We start from the raw sequence: 13,567 nt of genomic DNA on the forward strand, positions 1-13,567 counted from the left end.
CGCGTCCCCTGGTCGCGACAGACGCGCCGCAGAACGCGAATCCGTTTCATATCGATCCGCCGCAGCTCTTGTGCGCAGGCCGGTGAACAGTGTTTATTACACGCCTATGCGGCGGCCGAAGCACCGAGAGTGCCGGGCGTCGCAGGCGCGCGCTGTCGATGCGGACGAAGGGCGGAAGGGACATCATGAACGATCGCGAGAACGGCATGGTGCGCCGGCGCTCGGTACTGGCCGGCGCCGGAGCGGCCGCGATGGGCGCGGCGATCCCGATGAGCGCCTCGACCGCCGCGGGTGCCGCGCCACGGGCGGGTGCCGACGACGCCGACGCGATCGTGGTGGGCGGCGGCCTGGCCGGATTGGTCGCGACCTCGGAGCTGGTGGACCAGGGACGCAAGGTCGTTCTGGTCGACCAGGAGCCCGAGGCCAGCCTGGGCGGGCAGGCGTTCTGGTCGCTGGGCGGGCTGATGTTCATCGACTCCAAGGAGCAACGGATGGCCGGCATCCGCGACTCGTTGGAACTCGCTCGCGCCGACTGGTTCGGCACCGCCGGTTTCGACCGGGGTGTCGACGATCCGTTGGGCGAGGACTACTGGTCGGCGCAGTGGGCCGAGGCCTACCTGCAGTTCGCCGCGACGGAGAAACGGTCCTGGTTGCACGGCCTGGGAGTGCGCTGGGTGCCGGTCGTGGGGTGGGCCGAGCGCGGCGGCCAGCATGCCGACGGACACGGGAACTCGGTGCCGCGGTTCCACCTCACGCTCGGCACCGGTCCCGGTGTCATGGAACCGTTCGAGAAGATCGTCCGTGAGGCGGCCGACGAGGGCCTGGTGTCGTTCCGGTTCCGGCACCAGGTGGACGAGCTCACGGTCACCGGCGGAGTCGTCGACGGGGTGCGGGGCGGCGTGCTGGAGCCCAGCAATGTGGAGCGCGGAAAGCCGAGTTCCCGCACCAGGGTCGGTGATTTCGAGCTGCACGCGCCCGTGGTGATCGTGACGTCGGGTGGGATCGGCGGCAACCAGGACCTGGTACGGCAGAACTGGCCGGAATGGTTGGGCGCGCCCCCGAAGCGCATGATCACCGGAGTTCCGGCCCATGTGGACGGTCGGATGCTGGGCATCAGCGAGAAGGCAGGTGCGCGGCTGGTCAACCGGGACCGGATGTGGCACTACACCGAGGGGCTCGCCAACCACAGCCCGATCTGGCCCGACCACGGCATCCGGGTGCTCGCGGCCCCGTCGTCGCTGTGGTTCGACGCGCGTGGCAAGCGGTTCGGCAACCCCGGCATTCCCAGCTACGACACGCTCGGCACGCTGCAGCTGATCGCCGACACCGGTTACGACTACTCGTGGTTCGTGCTCAACCAGCGGATCATCGACAAGGAGTTCATCCTCTCCGGTTCCGAGCAGAATCCCGAGCTCACCCGCAAGGACCTCGCCGGCTACCTCGCCAGCAGGGCGCTCAACGACACACCGCCGCCGGTCAAGGCGTTCCAGGATTCCGGCGAGGACTTCGTGACGGCCTCCACCGTCCGCGAGCTCGTGGCCCGGATGAACCAGCTCACCGGCGACAACCTGATCGACGCCGACGACCTGGAGCGGCAGATCACCGCTCGGGACCGCCAGGTGGACAACAACTTCACCAAGGACGAACAGGTCATGGGCATTCGCAACTCCCTGGCCTACGTCGGCGATAGCCTGATCCGCACCACCCGCCTGCACAAGATCCTCGACCCCGACGCGGGTCCGCTGATCGCGATCCGCATGAACCTGCTGACCCGCAAGACCCTCGGCGGTCTGCAGACCAACCTCGACGGGCAGGTACTCGACCAGCAGGCGAAACCGATCCCGGGGCTGTACGCCGCGGGCGAGGTCTCCGGTTTCGGTGGCGGCGGCGTGCACGGCTACCGGGCGCTCGAGGGAACGTTCCTCGGCGGCTGCCTCTTCTCCGGCCGCCAGGCCGGACGCGCAGCGGCCCGAGCCACAGCCTGACGCAAGCCTTGTCGACGCAGCCTTCTTCACACGGGCTTTCCCGACGCAGCGCCTCTCGACGCGACCGATCCGAGATGGTGTGACCGCTGCCGCGGCACGGGCACGTGCTCCCCGGGGCGTATCCGGGTCGCGACGTCAGGCCGTCAGTCCCGCTCCTCCACCACGGTCGCCGCGCGCTGGCGGCGCAGCATCCACACCGTCACCGCGAGCCCCGCGACCAGGAGCGCGATCAGCACCGTGCCCGGGTTGAATCCGAGGCCGTAGGCGAACACGTACCCGAGCCCGCCCGCGAAGACGACGTAGTAGCCCAGTGGCAGCAAATTCTTGCGGATGATGTCGCCCTCACGGCCCAGCAGCCCCACCGTGGCGGACGCCGCCACGACGTTGTGGACCGTCACCATGTTGCCCGCCGCACCACCGACGGCCTGCGAGGCGACCACGCTCTCGGGCACGATGCCGACCTGCTCGGCGGTCGAGAATTGGAACAGCGAGAACATCATGTTGCTGATGGTGTTCGATCCCGCCACGAACGCGCCCAGCGCGCCGATCGCCGGTGCCAGCAGTGGCCAGTTCCCACCGGTGATCGTGGCGACGCCCTCCGCGATCGTCAGCGGCATGCTGTCGTAGCCGGACAGGTTGATCTCGGAGTTGATGAACACCCGCACCAACGGCACCGCGAACAGCAACGCGACCGCGACCCCGAAGATCTGTTTGCCCGCGATCCGCCACGAGCCCGCGATCTCCGAGGCTCGCATCCGGTGCAGACCGTAGGTCGCCACGCACACGACGATCAGCAGGAATCCGGGCAGATACAGCGGTTCGATGCTCTCGCTGATCTCGGTACCGAAGATGTTCTCGAAGTCGAGCGACGCTCCGGTCAGGAACTCCTGCACCGGGGTCACCGTCCGCGTCACCACGAGCAGCAGGGCCAGCAACACGTACGGCGTCCACGCCAACAGCGGGTGGATCCGGCGGCCGGTGTCGCCGGTCTCCGGCTCCAAGGTGCCCATCCAGCGCGGATTCCACCGCTCACGGTCGGGGAACTGCCACGCCTGCGCCGGCATGAACAGCCCACGGCGCGCGGCCGTCACCACGATCGCCAAGCCCGTGAGCCCACCCAGCAACGCGGGGAACTCCGGGCCGAGCACGATGGCGAACACGACGTACGGCACGGTCATCGCGAACGCCGAGAACAACGCGAACTTCCACACCCCGAGCCCCTCGCCGAAACGGCGGCGCTCCCCGAAGAACCCGGTCACCATGCACGCCAGGAACAGCGGGATCAACGTGCCGATGATGGCGTGCATGAACGCGACGTCGATACTGATGCGCGCGACGTACTCCGGCATCTCGATACCGAGGAACCGCAGTCGTTCGTCGACCGCGGCGCTGCCGCTGAGCCCGTCGCCGATGCCGGTGATCACCGGTGTGCCCGCGGCGCCGAAGGTCACCGGCGTCGACTGGATGACCAGTCCCACCATCACCGCGGCCATGGCGGGAAAACCGAGCGCGAACAGCAACGGTGCCACGACCGCGGCCGGGGTGCCGAAGCCCGACGCGCCCTCGATGAACGACCCGAACAGCCAGCCGATGATGATCGCCTGGACGCGGCGGTCCGGGCTGATGTCGGTAAACGTCGAACGGATCGTGGCCAGCCCGCCGCTCTTGCTCAACGTGCCCAGCAGCAGGAGTGCACCGAAGACGATCGCCAGGATGCCGATCGCGAGAATCAGACCTTCGACACTGGCCGCGGCGATGACCGCGGCCTCCACGTCCCACACCATCGCGGCGATGGCCACGACGGTCACGAAGCCCACCGGCATGGCGTACTTCGCCGGCCACCGCAGACCGACGAGAAGAACCCCGACGACGGCCAACGGAGCCAACGCGATGAGACTCAGGACGGCCAGATTCTCCATGCGAAAACACCCTTCGGCACAACGTTGTGCCCTCGGACCCCGCTGCTGTGGCTGGGGTCGGGTACGAGCGTTCGTCGTGGGGCGGTGCCCGGGCGGACCCGCCGTTCGCGGGATCAGGCCCCGTGGCGGTTCACCGGGGACAGCGGATCGGTGGCGTGCCGTGATGGGCGCGGTCGCGGGCCGGACGGTGCGGGACGTGCTCGTCGCGTGCTGCAGGGAACGTCATGAATACACCTCTGTATCGCCTCGCTCCTCGCCAATGGTGCGACCTTAATGAGCGAGGGCCGGTGGGACAAGAGTGCGATCTTGTCCCACCGGCCCTCGATGCGTCGGCGTCGGCGGTGTCGTGGGTGTCGTGTCGTCCGCGTCGTCGGTGTCGTCAGCGCGGGTGCGGGATTCGGCGCCGGCTCACTTGCGGTTGTAGATGCGCATCGTCAGCGGGCCGAAGATCGCGAGGATGATGCCGGCCGAGACGAACGTCCACATCGTCGCCGAACCGTCCCACTGGCCGCCCAGCGCGCCGCGCACCGCGGCCACCAAGTTGGCGATCGGGTTGACGTCCACGAATCCCTGCAGCCAGGCGGGCATGGTGCGCGGGTCCACGAACACGTTGCTCAGGAACGTCATCGGGAACAGCACCAGCATGCTCACGCCCATCACCGACCGCTCCGAACGCAGCAACAGGCCGAACATCGTCCAGATCCAGCTGAACGCGAACGAGAACACCAGGAGCATGCCGATGCCGGCCAGCACTCCCGTCAACCCTCCCTCGGGCCGGTAGCCCATGATCAGGCCCAGCACCATGATCACGGTCGAGGCCATCAGGTACCGGCACACGTCCCCGATCACCGCGCCGACCAGCGCCGCGGGCCGCCAGATGGGCAGCGTCCGGAACCGGTCGAACACGCCCTTCTCGATGTCGGTGTTGAGCCCGACACCGGTGTACATAGTGATCATCGCGACACTCATCACGAGGATTCCGGGAAGCAGGTACTGCAGGTACTCGTCCGTCGACCCGGCCAGTGCACCACCGAACAGGTAGGTGAACATCAGCGTCATGATCACCGGGAAGACGGTGACGTCGAACAGCTGTTCCGGAACGTGTTTGATCTTCAGCATCGCGCGCCACGCGAAGGTCGCCGACGCCGACAGCGCACTCGGGCGCGCGGGCGGTTCGCCCGTGGCCAGTACCGCGCCGAGGTTCTCCGCGGCGGGCGTGTAGTCGTCGGCCTGCGTGCGCTCCGCACTCGACGTGCTGGTCATGCCCGCACCTCCTTCCGGTCGGTCAGGGCCAGGAACACCTCGTCGAGGCTCGGCTGGCCGAGCGAGAAGTCGTCCACCGTGATGCCGTCGGCCGCCAGCCGCGCCAGCGCCTTCGACGCGTGCTCGGCCGCGCCCCTTCCGGACTCGCCACCCGCGATCCGCGCCGTGAGCGCCACCGGATCGGCGTCGAACGTCACCTCGGTACCCAGTTCCGCCGCCAGCACCCGTTCGGCCTGCGGACGCTGGTCGGCGTCACGGAGGCGCACGTGCACCGACCCGGCTCCGACCGACGACTTGAGCTGACCCGGCGTGCCCTCCGCGATCACGGTGCCCCGGTCGATGACGGCGATCCGGCCGGCGAGATGATCGGCCTCGTCCAGGTACTGCGTCGTCAGCAGCACGGTCGTGCCCTGCGCGACGATGATCCGCACGATGTCCCACACCTGGTTGCGGCTGCGCGGATCCAGTCCCGTGGTGGGTTCGTCCAGGAACATCAGCCGCGGCGTGGAGATGATGCTCGCGGCGATGTCGATCCGCCTGCGCATCCCGCCGGAGTAGTTCTTCACCTGCCGGTCCGCGGCGTCGGACAGGCCGAAGGCGTCGAGCAGCTCGCCCGCCCGCCGTTTCGCCGCCGCCTTTCCGTGCCCGAGCAACCGGCCCAGCAGGACGAGGTTCTCCACGCCGGTCAGGTCCTCGTCGATCGACGCGTACTGGCCGGTCAGGCTCACCTGCGACCGCACCCCCGCGGCGTCCTGGACGATGTCCCTGCCGAACACGGTCCCGTGTCCGCCGTCCGGCCGGAGCAACGTCGCCAACATCCGCACGAACGTCGTCTTGCCCGCCCCGTTGGGCCCCAGAATCCCGTACACGCTGGCCTCGGGCACCGACAGGTCGATCCCGTCGACGGCCCTGGTCTTGCCGAAGACCTTCACCAGGCCCGATGTCTCGATGGCGTGTGTCGCCATGGTCCTCCCCTGTCGCCCTTCCGGTCCCACACGTCGGTGTCGCCGGGGCCGGTCGGGAGCGCCTCGTCGCCGGCCGCACGGTCACCGCGGACCGCGCGGCCGTCACCGGTTAGATTGCCCTTCGCATCCCTTCCGTCGCCCCGAGAAAGGCAGCGCACATGGCCGGCGAGATCCGCGGACTGTACGTCTACCCCGTGAAAGGGCTCAGCCCGCAGGAACTCCCCCATGTCACCCTCGAACCGGGCCGCGGAGTGCCACACGACCGCGGGTTCGCGCTCGCCCGTCCCGGCGGCAAGTACACCCCCGGCCTCGCCGAGCCGTTGCCCAAGACCCAGTTCCTCATGCTCGCCCGCGACGCCGCTCTCGCCGGATTCCGCACGCACTTCGACCCCACGAGCGGAGTGCTGCGTGTCGACCGCGACGGCCACACCGTGCTCGAGGCCGAGCTGACCACCGACGACGGCGCCGAGGCCGTGTCCACATTCTTCGCGGAGGCGCTCGGTTTGTCCACTCCGCCCGTTCTCGCCCACGTCGACGGCAGGCGGTTCACCGATGTCTCGGTCGTCTCGGACGCGATGATGAATGCGGTCTCGCTGGTCAACCTCGCCTCGGTGCGCGCACTGGCCGAGCGCCTCGACATGCCGCTGGATCCCCGGCGTTTCCGCGCCAACATCTACTTCGACGGACTCCCGCCGTTCAGCGAACGTGCGCTCGTGGACGAGGAGATCACCGTCGGCGATCTGCGGTTGCGCGGCGTGCTCGCCACGAAACGGTGCGCCGCCACCCAGGTCAACCCGGACACCGCCGAACGCGACGTCGACCTGCCGCGGCGGCTGCACGAGGAGTTCGGCCACAACGAGATGGGCGTCTATGCCGAGGTGCTGGACGGCGGCACCATCCACCCCGGGGACGTCATCGATTACCCGCTCCCGCACTGATCCCGTCACCGTCCCACCACCGTCCACTTCAGACACCCATGCGGTCCGCGTCGGCCACGAGGGTCGCGAACAGTTCGGCGGCCGCCACGATCGCCGGTTCCCGCACGAGGAACCCGACGTGACTGCTGTCCAGCGTGTGGACGTCGAACCGATTCCCCGGGGTCAGCGCGTCGGCGTCGGCGATGAGGCGGTCCTGCATCGCCGGCGGTAGCGACGTGTCCCGTGCGAGACGGACATAGCTGCGGGCCACGCTCCCCCAGCGTGCGACGTCGGCGCGCTCACCCGGGTCGCGGATCTCGTCGGTGTCCAGCAGTGCCAGGAACGCGAGGAACTCCTCGTCGCGGCCGTCGGCGAGCATCGACTCCTTCAGCGCCGCCAGGGTCTCCCGGTCCGCCGTCCGCCAGTTCATGCGGAGCGCACCCAGTTCGTCGGGGTCGGCGACCAGCATGTCCGGCAATGTCGCGAGCGCGCTGTCGGCGTACTCCGGACCCGCCACGTACTCCGCGACGGTGGCCGCGACCGGACACCACGCCGACACGTATACGGCGCGGTCCACGAGTTCGGGCGCCGCGCTGAGCAGGCCGGTCAGTGGCAGACCGCCGCGGCTGTGCCCGGCGACGACCACCGGCCCGTTCCTGCGGGCACGGCCGACGACGTCGACGAGGTGGTCGACCGCATCCTGCACCGTCCGCCCCGCAGCCGCCGACGGCTCGACCGCCCACTGCGCGATGTCCTGCGGCGCCTGGTAGTTGCGGGACCAGGTCGCGCCGAACCCGTGCCCTGGTAGGTCCACGGCCAACGACCGCACACCCCGCAGTGCCAGTTCCCGCTGCAACGGGCCGAAGGAGAACGAGTTGGCGTTCGAACCGGGAACGAACACGAGCGTCGGTGCGGACATGCGACGAGCCTGGCATGCGCGAACTGCGCTGCCCAGCGATTTTTCACCCCTCGCCGTCGAAAGCCTGCCGTGGTGACGGACGTGTGGAGGTGAGGTGACGTGGAGACGCCGCACAACGACGAGCGGTATAGGACGTTATACACATTGCGCCGCCGAGTTCGACGTGATCCCACGCCGGGCGCCCGCCGAGCTTCCCGAGTGCGGCGCCGTCAGACCCCCGGCTCCCCGGACGGCGACCACCCGAACCGCGCGCGCTCGCCGCGACACGGCCGCACGGCGTGCAGCGTCCAGGGCGCGCGCCTGCGCGATCCCGCCCGCACGGGTGAGGTCAACGACCCCTCCCCCGATTCCCGCACCTGCGCGGCACCCGCCTGCGCCTGCACGGAGAAACAGCCGGGACACACCAGACACCGGTAACGCACCGCCACCAGTGTCGCCTCGCACCACTCGAGACAGCCCGCGCACACGAAACTCACGGCGTCGGCGAGGCTGTGCAGCTCATGCGACGGCGAACCCGGCAACCCCGCATGCCCGGACGACGCGGTCGGCACCGAGTACGACGACAGCACGCGAACCCGCCAGTCCCGTCCGTACAGCCACCGCGCCGCGACATCACCCACCACTCGGACCGGACCCGGTACGTCACCGGCGGTCTCACTCGCTTCCGGCGCCATCGTCATGCCCTCGAGATACCCGGCGTGCCGGCACCGAAACCACGTTGAAAAGAACTCCCACGACACCGCTCGCGACCGTCCGAACCGGACGGAAACGATGCGTGACGAACGAGGCGACGGCACCACGTTCGACGGCGACGGTTCAGCCGACGGCGGCGCTCAACCGGTCCAGAAAACCGCGCTGCGCCGCGACCAACCGGGGCCTCGCCTCCGACATCGTCATCCAGGCGACCCGATCCAACTCCGGAAACTCCCGCACCGTCCCGGATCTGGGCGGCCACTCGAGCGTGAAGGTGCCGGGCGAGATCTCCCCCGGATCGAGATCACCCTCCAGCGCCCACACCACGACGACCTTGCCGGACTGCCGAACCTCACCCAGCGGCAGCAACGGGCCGTCCGGCGGGTCGACGCCGAGCTCCTCGCGGAACTCCCTGCGGGCGGCGACCTCGGGCTCCTCGTCGCTCGAGTACTCACCTTTCGGGATCGACCAGGCGGCCTCGTCCTTGCGCGCCCAGAACGGACCACCCATGTGCCCGATCAGCACCTCCGGCTCGGCCGTCGAATCGGCCGTGGCGTCCGAGCCGTGCCGATACAGCAGAATCCCCGCGCTGCGTCTCATCGCACGCCCGCGTCCACTCGCCCTGAGACGTCAGGCCGGGTCGAGATCGGCGCTCTCCGTGGGGCTGGGGCCCACGAGCGCTTCGGCCGCGTCCCGGCCCGGGTGGGTCCACAACACGACCGTCGCACCCTCCTCGGCGCCGGCCGCACCGATCGGCCGCTGCGACGACACGACGCCGCTCTGCGGGGCATCCGCGCCGTCCGGGCCCACGGGCACCAGCCCGGCCCTGCGGACGATGTCACAGGCGTCCTCCGCCCCGAGGCCGACGACGTCGGGAACCTCGGTCACGGGTCGCGGTCGATGCATGCCCCGATTGTAGGCGCCAGCGCGCCGGTCCGGGTCCCCCTGAACCGGCGAACACCGGGACTGGAACATGTGTTCGATGCGCGTTACTCTCGAACACATGAACGTGGCACTGCAGGGATCGCTCTTCGACAGCGCACCCGCCTCCGCGCCGGAACCCACCACGGAGCGCACGGCCGGGCACGACACTGGGGCGGAGCCTGCACTGCGTCCCCTCGACGGGCTGCACCGCACGCACCTCGGGGACGGCGCATGGGTCGACGTGCTGCCCGGTTGGCTGACCGGCGCCGATCTGCTGTTCGACACGCTCGCGACCCAGGTGCCCTGGCGGGCCGAGCGCAGGCGGATGTACGACCGGACGGTGGATGTGCCCCGGCTGCTGTGCTTCTACGACAAGGACCGGCCACTCCCCCACGACGTACTGGCCGCGGCCCGCGACCGGCTCTCCGCCCACTACGGCGCCGAACTCGGGGAACGGTTCCGCACCGCCGGACTGTGCTACTACCGCGACGGGGGCGACAGCGTCGCCTGGCACGGCGACACGATCGGCCGCGGCAGCGCGGAGGACACGATGGTGGCGATCCTGTCCGTCGGTGCGGCCCGGCCGCTGCTGCTGCGCCCGCGCGGCGGCGGGGCGGGAGCGACGGTGCGGTACGGCCTCGGCCACGGCGATCTGATCGTCATGGGCGGCTCGTGCCAGCGCACGTGGGAACACGCCGTGCCGAAGACGTCCAAACCGGTCGGGCCGAGGATCAGCATCCAGTTCCGGCCGCGCGGTGTCCGGTGAGCACCCCGCCCCGGTGCGGCGTGCGGTACCGCGCGGGTTCGGCTCCGCGCCCGCGGGGACCGGCCGAGGGCGCCGCGGTGTCCCGGGGTCAGCGCAGCTCGCGGGTGCCGTCCGCACGGCGGCGGGTGACACCGTCGGCGTCGAGCCGCTCCAGCAGTGGCACCGCGACCCTCCTGCTCGTGCCGAGGGCCTTGCGTGCGGCGCTGACCGTGAACGGCGCATCGAGCCCGGCGAGAACCTCAGCAGCCCGCTCCAGCGCGCCGTCGGCCAGCACGAGTGTGTCGGTGATCCGCACGAGCCTGCCCGCCCGCTCGGCGGCGGCCAGCTCGCGCGGACCGAGCCCCAGGTCGGCGAGCTCCTCCGCATCCGGCGCCTCGAACGGCTCCTCGGCCAGCCATCCCTCGATGCGGCGTACGGCACGGTCGACCCACTCCGGAAGTGCCGTCGCCTCGGGCCGCTGGACCAGCCCGTCGCGCACGTGCAGTCCGGCATCGGCGGCCGCTGTCGCCACGAGCTCGGTGGGCACGTCCAGTTCCCTGCGCAGCGCATCGACCGGCATGCCGGCCGCCAGCGGCTCATCCGTCACGAAGGCGTCGAACCGCTGGCGGGCGCGTGCGGGCAGCTCCGCGAGCAGAGCCTCGTCCACCGCCCAGCGGCCCACCGCGCGCCCACGTTCCCCGAAGCCCCGTGCCCGTAGCTCCGACCGCGCGACCACGCCGTGGCGGCGCAGGTACACGGCGGCCGGATCACCGCCCTCGAGATCGACGGCCCGCTCCCGTGCGGCACCGCGCCGACGCAGTTCGGGCGGATCGGGGTCGAGCACCTCGACCCCCGCGGGCACCCGATGCTGTCCCGGATCGCGCACCAGACCGATGTCCCCGCACCGCAGGGGCAGCGGTGCGGCGAGTGTCAACCGTGCGGTGTCCCCACCCAGCGGCCGCACCCGGCACGGCACGCCCGCAGCTCCGACGTGCAGCACCAGCTCCCGGTGCAACTCGGCCGCCTTCTCGCCGCGCACCCGCACGTCCACCTCCCGCGTGCCACGCCAGGCCGCGGGCGTCAGCAGTGCCTCACCGCGGCGCAGCTCGCCGCGGTCCACCCCGCGGAGGTTCACGGCCACCCGGGCCACCGCCGTGACCTCCTCCCGCGCGCGCCCGAGCGACTGCAGCCCGCGGACGCTCGCCCGGCGGCCCGAGCCCGACAGCTCCAGCTCGTCACCCACCGCGATCCGGCCCGCACCGAGGGTGCCGGTCACGACCGTGCCCGCACCGCGGACCGTGAACACCCGGTCGGCCCACAGCCGCACGTCCGCGTCGCCGTCGGGGTGGGGCAGCGTGCGCACCAACTCCGACAACCGGGTGCGCAGCTCGTCCAGCCCCGCACCGGTCGTGGCGCTCACCGCGACGGCGGGAACCTCGCCCAACGTCGTCGCCGCCAACCGTTCGGACACGTCCGCCACCACGGGCGCGGGGTCGGCCCGGTCCGCCTTGGACACGACCAGCAGGCCGCGGCGCACGCCGAACGCGTCGAGCGCCGCCAGGTGCTCGGCCGACTGCGCCTGCCACCCCTCGTCGGCGGCGACGACGAACATCGCCGCCGTGACCGGGCCGGCACCGGCGAGCATGTTGGGCACGAACCGCTCGTGGCCGGGAACGTCGACGAACGCCACGGTGCCGGCCTCGACCTCGGTCCAGGCGAACCCGAGGTCGACCGTCAGCCCGCGTCGGCGCTCCTCGTCGAGCCGGTCCGGCTCCATCCCCGTGAGCGCGCGCACGAGCGTCGACTTCCCGTGGTCCACATGACCGGCGGTCGCTACGACGTGCATGGCGGCACGTCCTCCCCTGCCCGCGCCCCTGCCGTGTCCGCGGCAGGTCGCCCTGCGCCCGCGACCACGGTCCCTACGGCGTCGAGCACGGCCGTGACCACGGTGTGGTCGTTCTCGGCATCGAGCGTGCGTAGGTCCAGCAGGCAGCGACCACGTTCGACCCGCCCGACCACCGCGGGGTTGCCCGAGCGCAGGGCGTCCGCGTACTCCTCGGGCAACGCCACCGCGGCGCTGGGCAGCTCGACACCGGGTGCGCCGCCACCACCGACCGCCGCCGCCGACGACACGGCGCGGGCGTCGACCCCACGATCCGCCAACGCGCCGGCCATGCGCTCGGCGCGGGCCGCCAGTTGTGTCACGTCGGCCTCGAGTGCGGCCACGACCGGCGGTCGCGGACCACGCAGGGTCGCTTCCAACGCGGCCAGGGTCAGCTTGTCCACCCGCATCGCCCGCGCCGCCGGATGCCGCCGCACCCGCTGCACCAGGCTCGGCTCGCCGAGCACCAACCCGGCCTGCGGGCCGCCGAGCAGCTTGTCGCCGCTGGCCGTCACGAGCGCCGCCCCGTCGCGCAACGCCGACGTCGCGTCCGGTTCGTCGGGCAACAGCGGATGCGGCGTCAACAGGCCCGACCCGATGTCGACCACGACGGGCACGTCGAGTGCGGCCAGCTCCGCCACCGACGCCGCCGACGTGAACCCCGTGACGAGGAAGTTGGACGGATGAACCTTCAGCACGAAACCCGTGTCCGGGCCGATGGCCTCGGCGTAGTCGGTCACGCTGGTCCGGTTGGTCGTGCCGACCTCCCGCAGCCGCGCCCCCGTCGACGCGAGCAGCTCCGGGATGCGGAACCCGTCGCCGATCTCGACGAGCTCGCCGCGGCTGAGCACGATCTCCTTGCCCGGGGCGAGGGCCATGGCACACAGCACGAGGGCGGCGGCGTTGTTGTTGACCACGTGCGCCGCGCCGGCCTGCGGTACCGCGTCGGCCAGCGCGGTGAGGGCGCCCTGACCACGGGTGCCGCGGGCGCCGGTGGCGAGGTCGAACTCGACGTCGGTGTGGCCCGCGGCGCCACGCACCGCCTCGACCGCGGCCTGCGACAGGGGCGCCCGTCCGAGGTTGGTGTGCACGACCACGCCGGTGGCGTTCAGCACCGGCCGCAGCGACGAGGCCGCGCACGGGCGTCCGCTCAACGCCGCGTCGGCGGCGTCGGCGACGTCCTCCGGGGCGATCTCCCCCGCCCGCGCACGGTGTTGCGCCTCGACGACCGCGGATTTGACCAGGTCACGGCCGAGAACCTCGGCGGCCTTCGTCAGCCGTGGGTCGGCGAGCACGCTGTCGGTCCGCGGGATGCGCCGTCGTGGATCCGTCACAGCGCACCTCCCGCGGACCGC

General features: G+C 71.1%; 12 protein-coding genes. 3 read left to right on the forward strand and 9 right to left on the reverse strand.

Annotated features, from left to right (window positions below):
• Nucleotides 1-269 precede the first annotated feature (269 nt).
• Complete coding sequence (locus tag IF64_RS0103390; protein WP_211252528.1) at nt 270-1,985, forward strand: FAD-binding dehydrogenase; 1,716 nt, start codon at nt 270-272, stop codon at nt 1,983-1,985.
• Between the two features lie 143 nt (nt 1,986-2,128).
• Here the strand turns inward: IF64_RS0103390 and IF64_RS0103395 are convergent, their stop codons facing one another.
• The 3 genes from IF64_RS0103395 to IF64_RS0103405 form a co-directional block, all read right to left on the reverse strand.
• Entirely contained in the window at nt 2,129-3,904 is a 1,776-nt protein-coding gene (locus IF64_RS0103395) for an L-lactate permease (RefSeq protein WP_030530507.1), read from the reverse strand.
• A 408-nt stretch (nt 3,905-4,312) separates the two neighbouring features.
• The gene (locus IF64_RS0103400) at nt 4,313-5,167 is read right to left on the reverse strand and encodes an ABC transporter permease (protein ID WP_030530508.1); all 855 of its coding nucleotides are present in this window, start codon (nt 5,165-5,167) and stop codon (nt 4,313-4,315) included.
• On the reverse strand, nt 5,164-6,132 hold the full coding sequence (locus IF64_RS0103405) for a daunorubicin resistance protein DrrA family ABC transporter ATP-binding protein (protein ID WP_030530509.1): 969 nt from the start codon (nt 6,130-6,132) through the stop codon (nt 5,164-5,166). Before IF64_RS0103405 ends, IF64_RS0103400 begins: the two co-directional genes overlap by 4 nt.
• A gap of 158 nt (nt 6,133-6,290) precedes the next feature.
• Between IF64_RS0103405 and IF64_RS0103410 the strand changes: the two genes are divergently transcribed.
• Nucleotides 6,291-7,070 carry an MOSC domain-containing protein gene (locus IF64_RS0103410; protein ID WP_030530510.1) on the forward strand — a complete coding sequence of 260 codons (780 nt, stop codon included), beginning with the start codon at nt 6,291-6,293 and terminating at the stop codon, nt 7,068-7,070.
• A gap of 28 nt (nt 7,071-7,098) precedes the next feature.
• On the opposite strand, the gene IF64_RS0103415 is transcribed toward IF64_RS0103410, so the two are convergent.
• The 4 genes from IF64_RS0103415 to IF64_RS0103430 form a co-directional block, all read right to left on the reverse strand.
• A complete protein-coding gene (locus tag IF64_RS0103415; protein WP_030530511.1) occupies nt 7,099-7,968 on the reverse strand; it encodes an alpha/beta fold hydrolase in 870 nt (289 codons plus the stop codon).
• Nucleotides 7,969-8,177: 209 nt separating this feature from the next.
• Nucleotides 8,178-8,588 (reverse strand): hypothetical protein, encoded by a 411-nt coding sequence (locus IF64_RS27600; protein ID WP_211252516.1) that lies wholly within the window; start codon nt 8,586-8,588, stop codon nt 8,178-8,180.
• Nucleotides 8,589-8,784: 196 nt separating this feature from the next.
• Complete coding sequence (locus tag IF64_RS0103425; RefSeq protein WP_030530512.1) at nt 8,785-9,261, reverse strand: NUDIX hydrolase; 477 nt, start codon at nt 9,259-9,261, stop codon at nt 8,785-8,787.
• Between the two features lie 30 nt (nt 9,262-9,291).
• The gene (locus IF64_RS0103430; protein WP_030530513.1) at nt 9,292-9,567 is read right to left on the reverse strand and encodes a PASTA domain-containing protein; all 276 of its coding nucleotides are present in this window, start codon (nt 9,565-9,567) and stop codon (nt 9,292-9,294) included.
• A 97-nt stretch (nt 9,568-9,664) separates the two neighbouring features.
• Between IF64_RS0103430 and IF64_RS0103435 the strand changes: the two genes are divergently transcribed.
• Nucleotides 9,665-10,351 (forward strand): alpha-ketoglutarate-dependent dioxygenase AlkB, encoded by a 687-nt coding sequence (locus tag IF64_RS0103435; RefSeq protein ID WP_030530514.1) that lies wholly within the window; start codon nt 9,665-9,667, stop codon nt 10,349-10,351.
• A gap of 88 nt (nt 10,352-10,439) precedes the next feature.
• Here the strand turns inward: IF64_RS0103435 and selB are convergent, their stop codons facing one another.
• Both selB and selA read right to left on the reverse strand, forming a co-directional pair.
• Entirely contained in the window at nt 10,440-12,176 is a 1,737-nt protein-coding gene (gene selB / locus IF64_RS0103440; protein ID WP_030530515.1) for a selenocysteine-specific translation elongation factor, read from the reverse strand.
• Entirely contained in the window at nt 12,164-13,546 is a 1,383-nt protein-coding gene (gene selA, locus IF64_RS0103445; protein WP_084705623.1) for an L-seryl-tRNA(Sec) selenium transferase, read from the reverse strand. The genes selB and selA overlap by 13 nt, the downstream gene beginning before the upstream one ends.
• Nucleotides 13,547-13,567: the final 21 nt, after the last annotated feature.

The sequence above is a fragment of the Prauserella rugosa genome (assembly GCF_000719975.1).
Lineage (GTDB): Bacteria > Actinomycetota > Actinomycetes > Mycobacteriales > Pseudonocardiaceae > Prauserella > Prauserella rugosa.

What these genes read in the sequence shown, in the direction of transcription:
- IF64_RS0103390 (WP_211252528.1), top strand. Translation starts at nt 270, where the DNA reads ATGAGCGCCTCGACCGCCGCGGGTGCCGCGCCACGGGCGGGTGCCGAC.
- IF64_RS0103395 (WP_030530507.1), bottom strand. Translation starts at nt 3,904, where the DNA reads ATGGAGAATCTGGCCGTCCTGAGTCTCATCGCGTTGGCTCCGTTGGCC.
- IF64_RS0103400 (WP_030530508.1), bottom strand. Translation starts at nt 5,167, where the DNA reads ATGACCAGCACGTCGAGTGCGGAGCGCACGCAGGCCGACGACTACACG.
- IF64_RS0103405 (WP_030530509.1), bottom strand. Translation starts at nt 6,132, where the DNA reads ATGGCGACACACGCCATCGAGACATCGGGCCTGGTGAAGGTCTTCGGC.
- IF64_RS0103410 (WP_030530510.1), top strand. Translation starts at nt 6,291, where the DNA reads ATGGCCGGCGAGATCCGCGGACTGTACGTCTACCCCGTGAAAGGGCTC.
- IF64_RS0103415 (WP_030530511.1), bottom strand. Translation starts at nt 7,968, where the DNA reads ATGTCCGCACCGACGCTCGTGTTCGTTCCCGGTTCGAACGCCAACTCG.
- IF64_RS0103425 (WP_030530512.1), bottom strand. Translation starts at nt 9,261, where the DNA reads ATGAGACGCAGCGCGGGGATTCTGCTGTATCGGCACGGCTCGGACGCC.
- IF64_RS0103430 (WP_030530513.1), bottom strand. Translation starts at nt 9,567, where the DNA reads ATGCATCGACCGCGACCCGTGACCGAGGTTCCCGACGTCGTCGGCCTC.
- IF64_RS0103435 (WP_030530514.1), top strand. Translation starts at nt 9,665, where the DNA reads ATGAACGTGGCACTGCAGGGATCGCTCTTCGACAGCGCACCCGCCTCC.
- selB (WP_030530515.1), bottom strand. Translation starts at nt 12,176, where the DNA reads ATGCACGTCGTAGCGACCGCCGGTCATGTGGACCACGGGAAGTCGACG.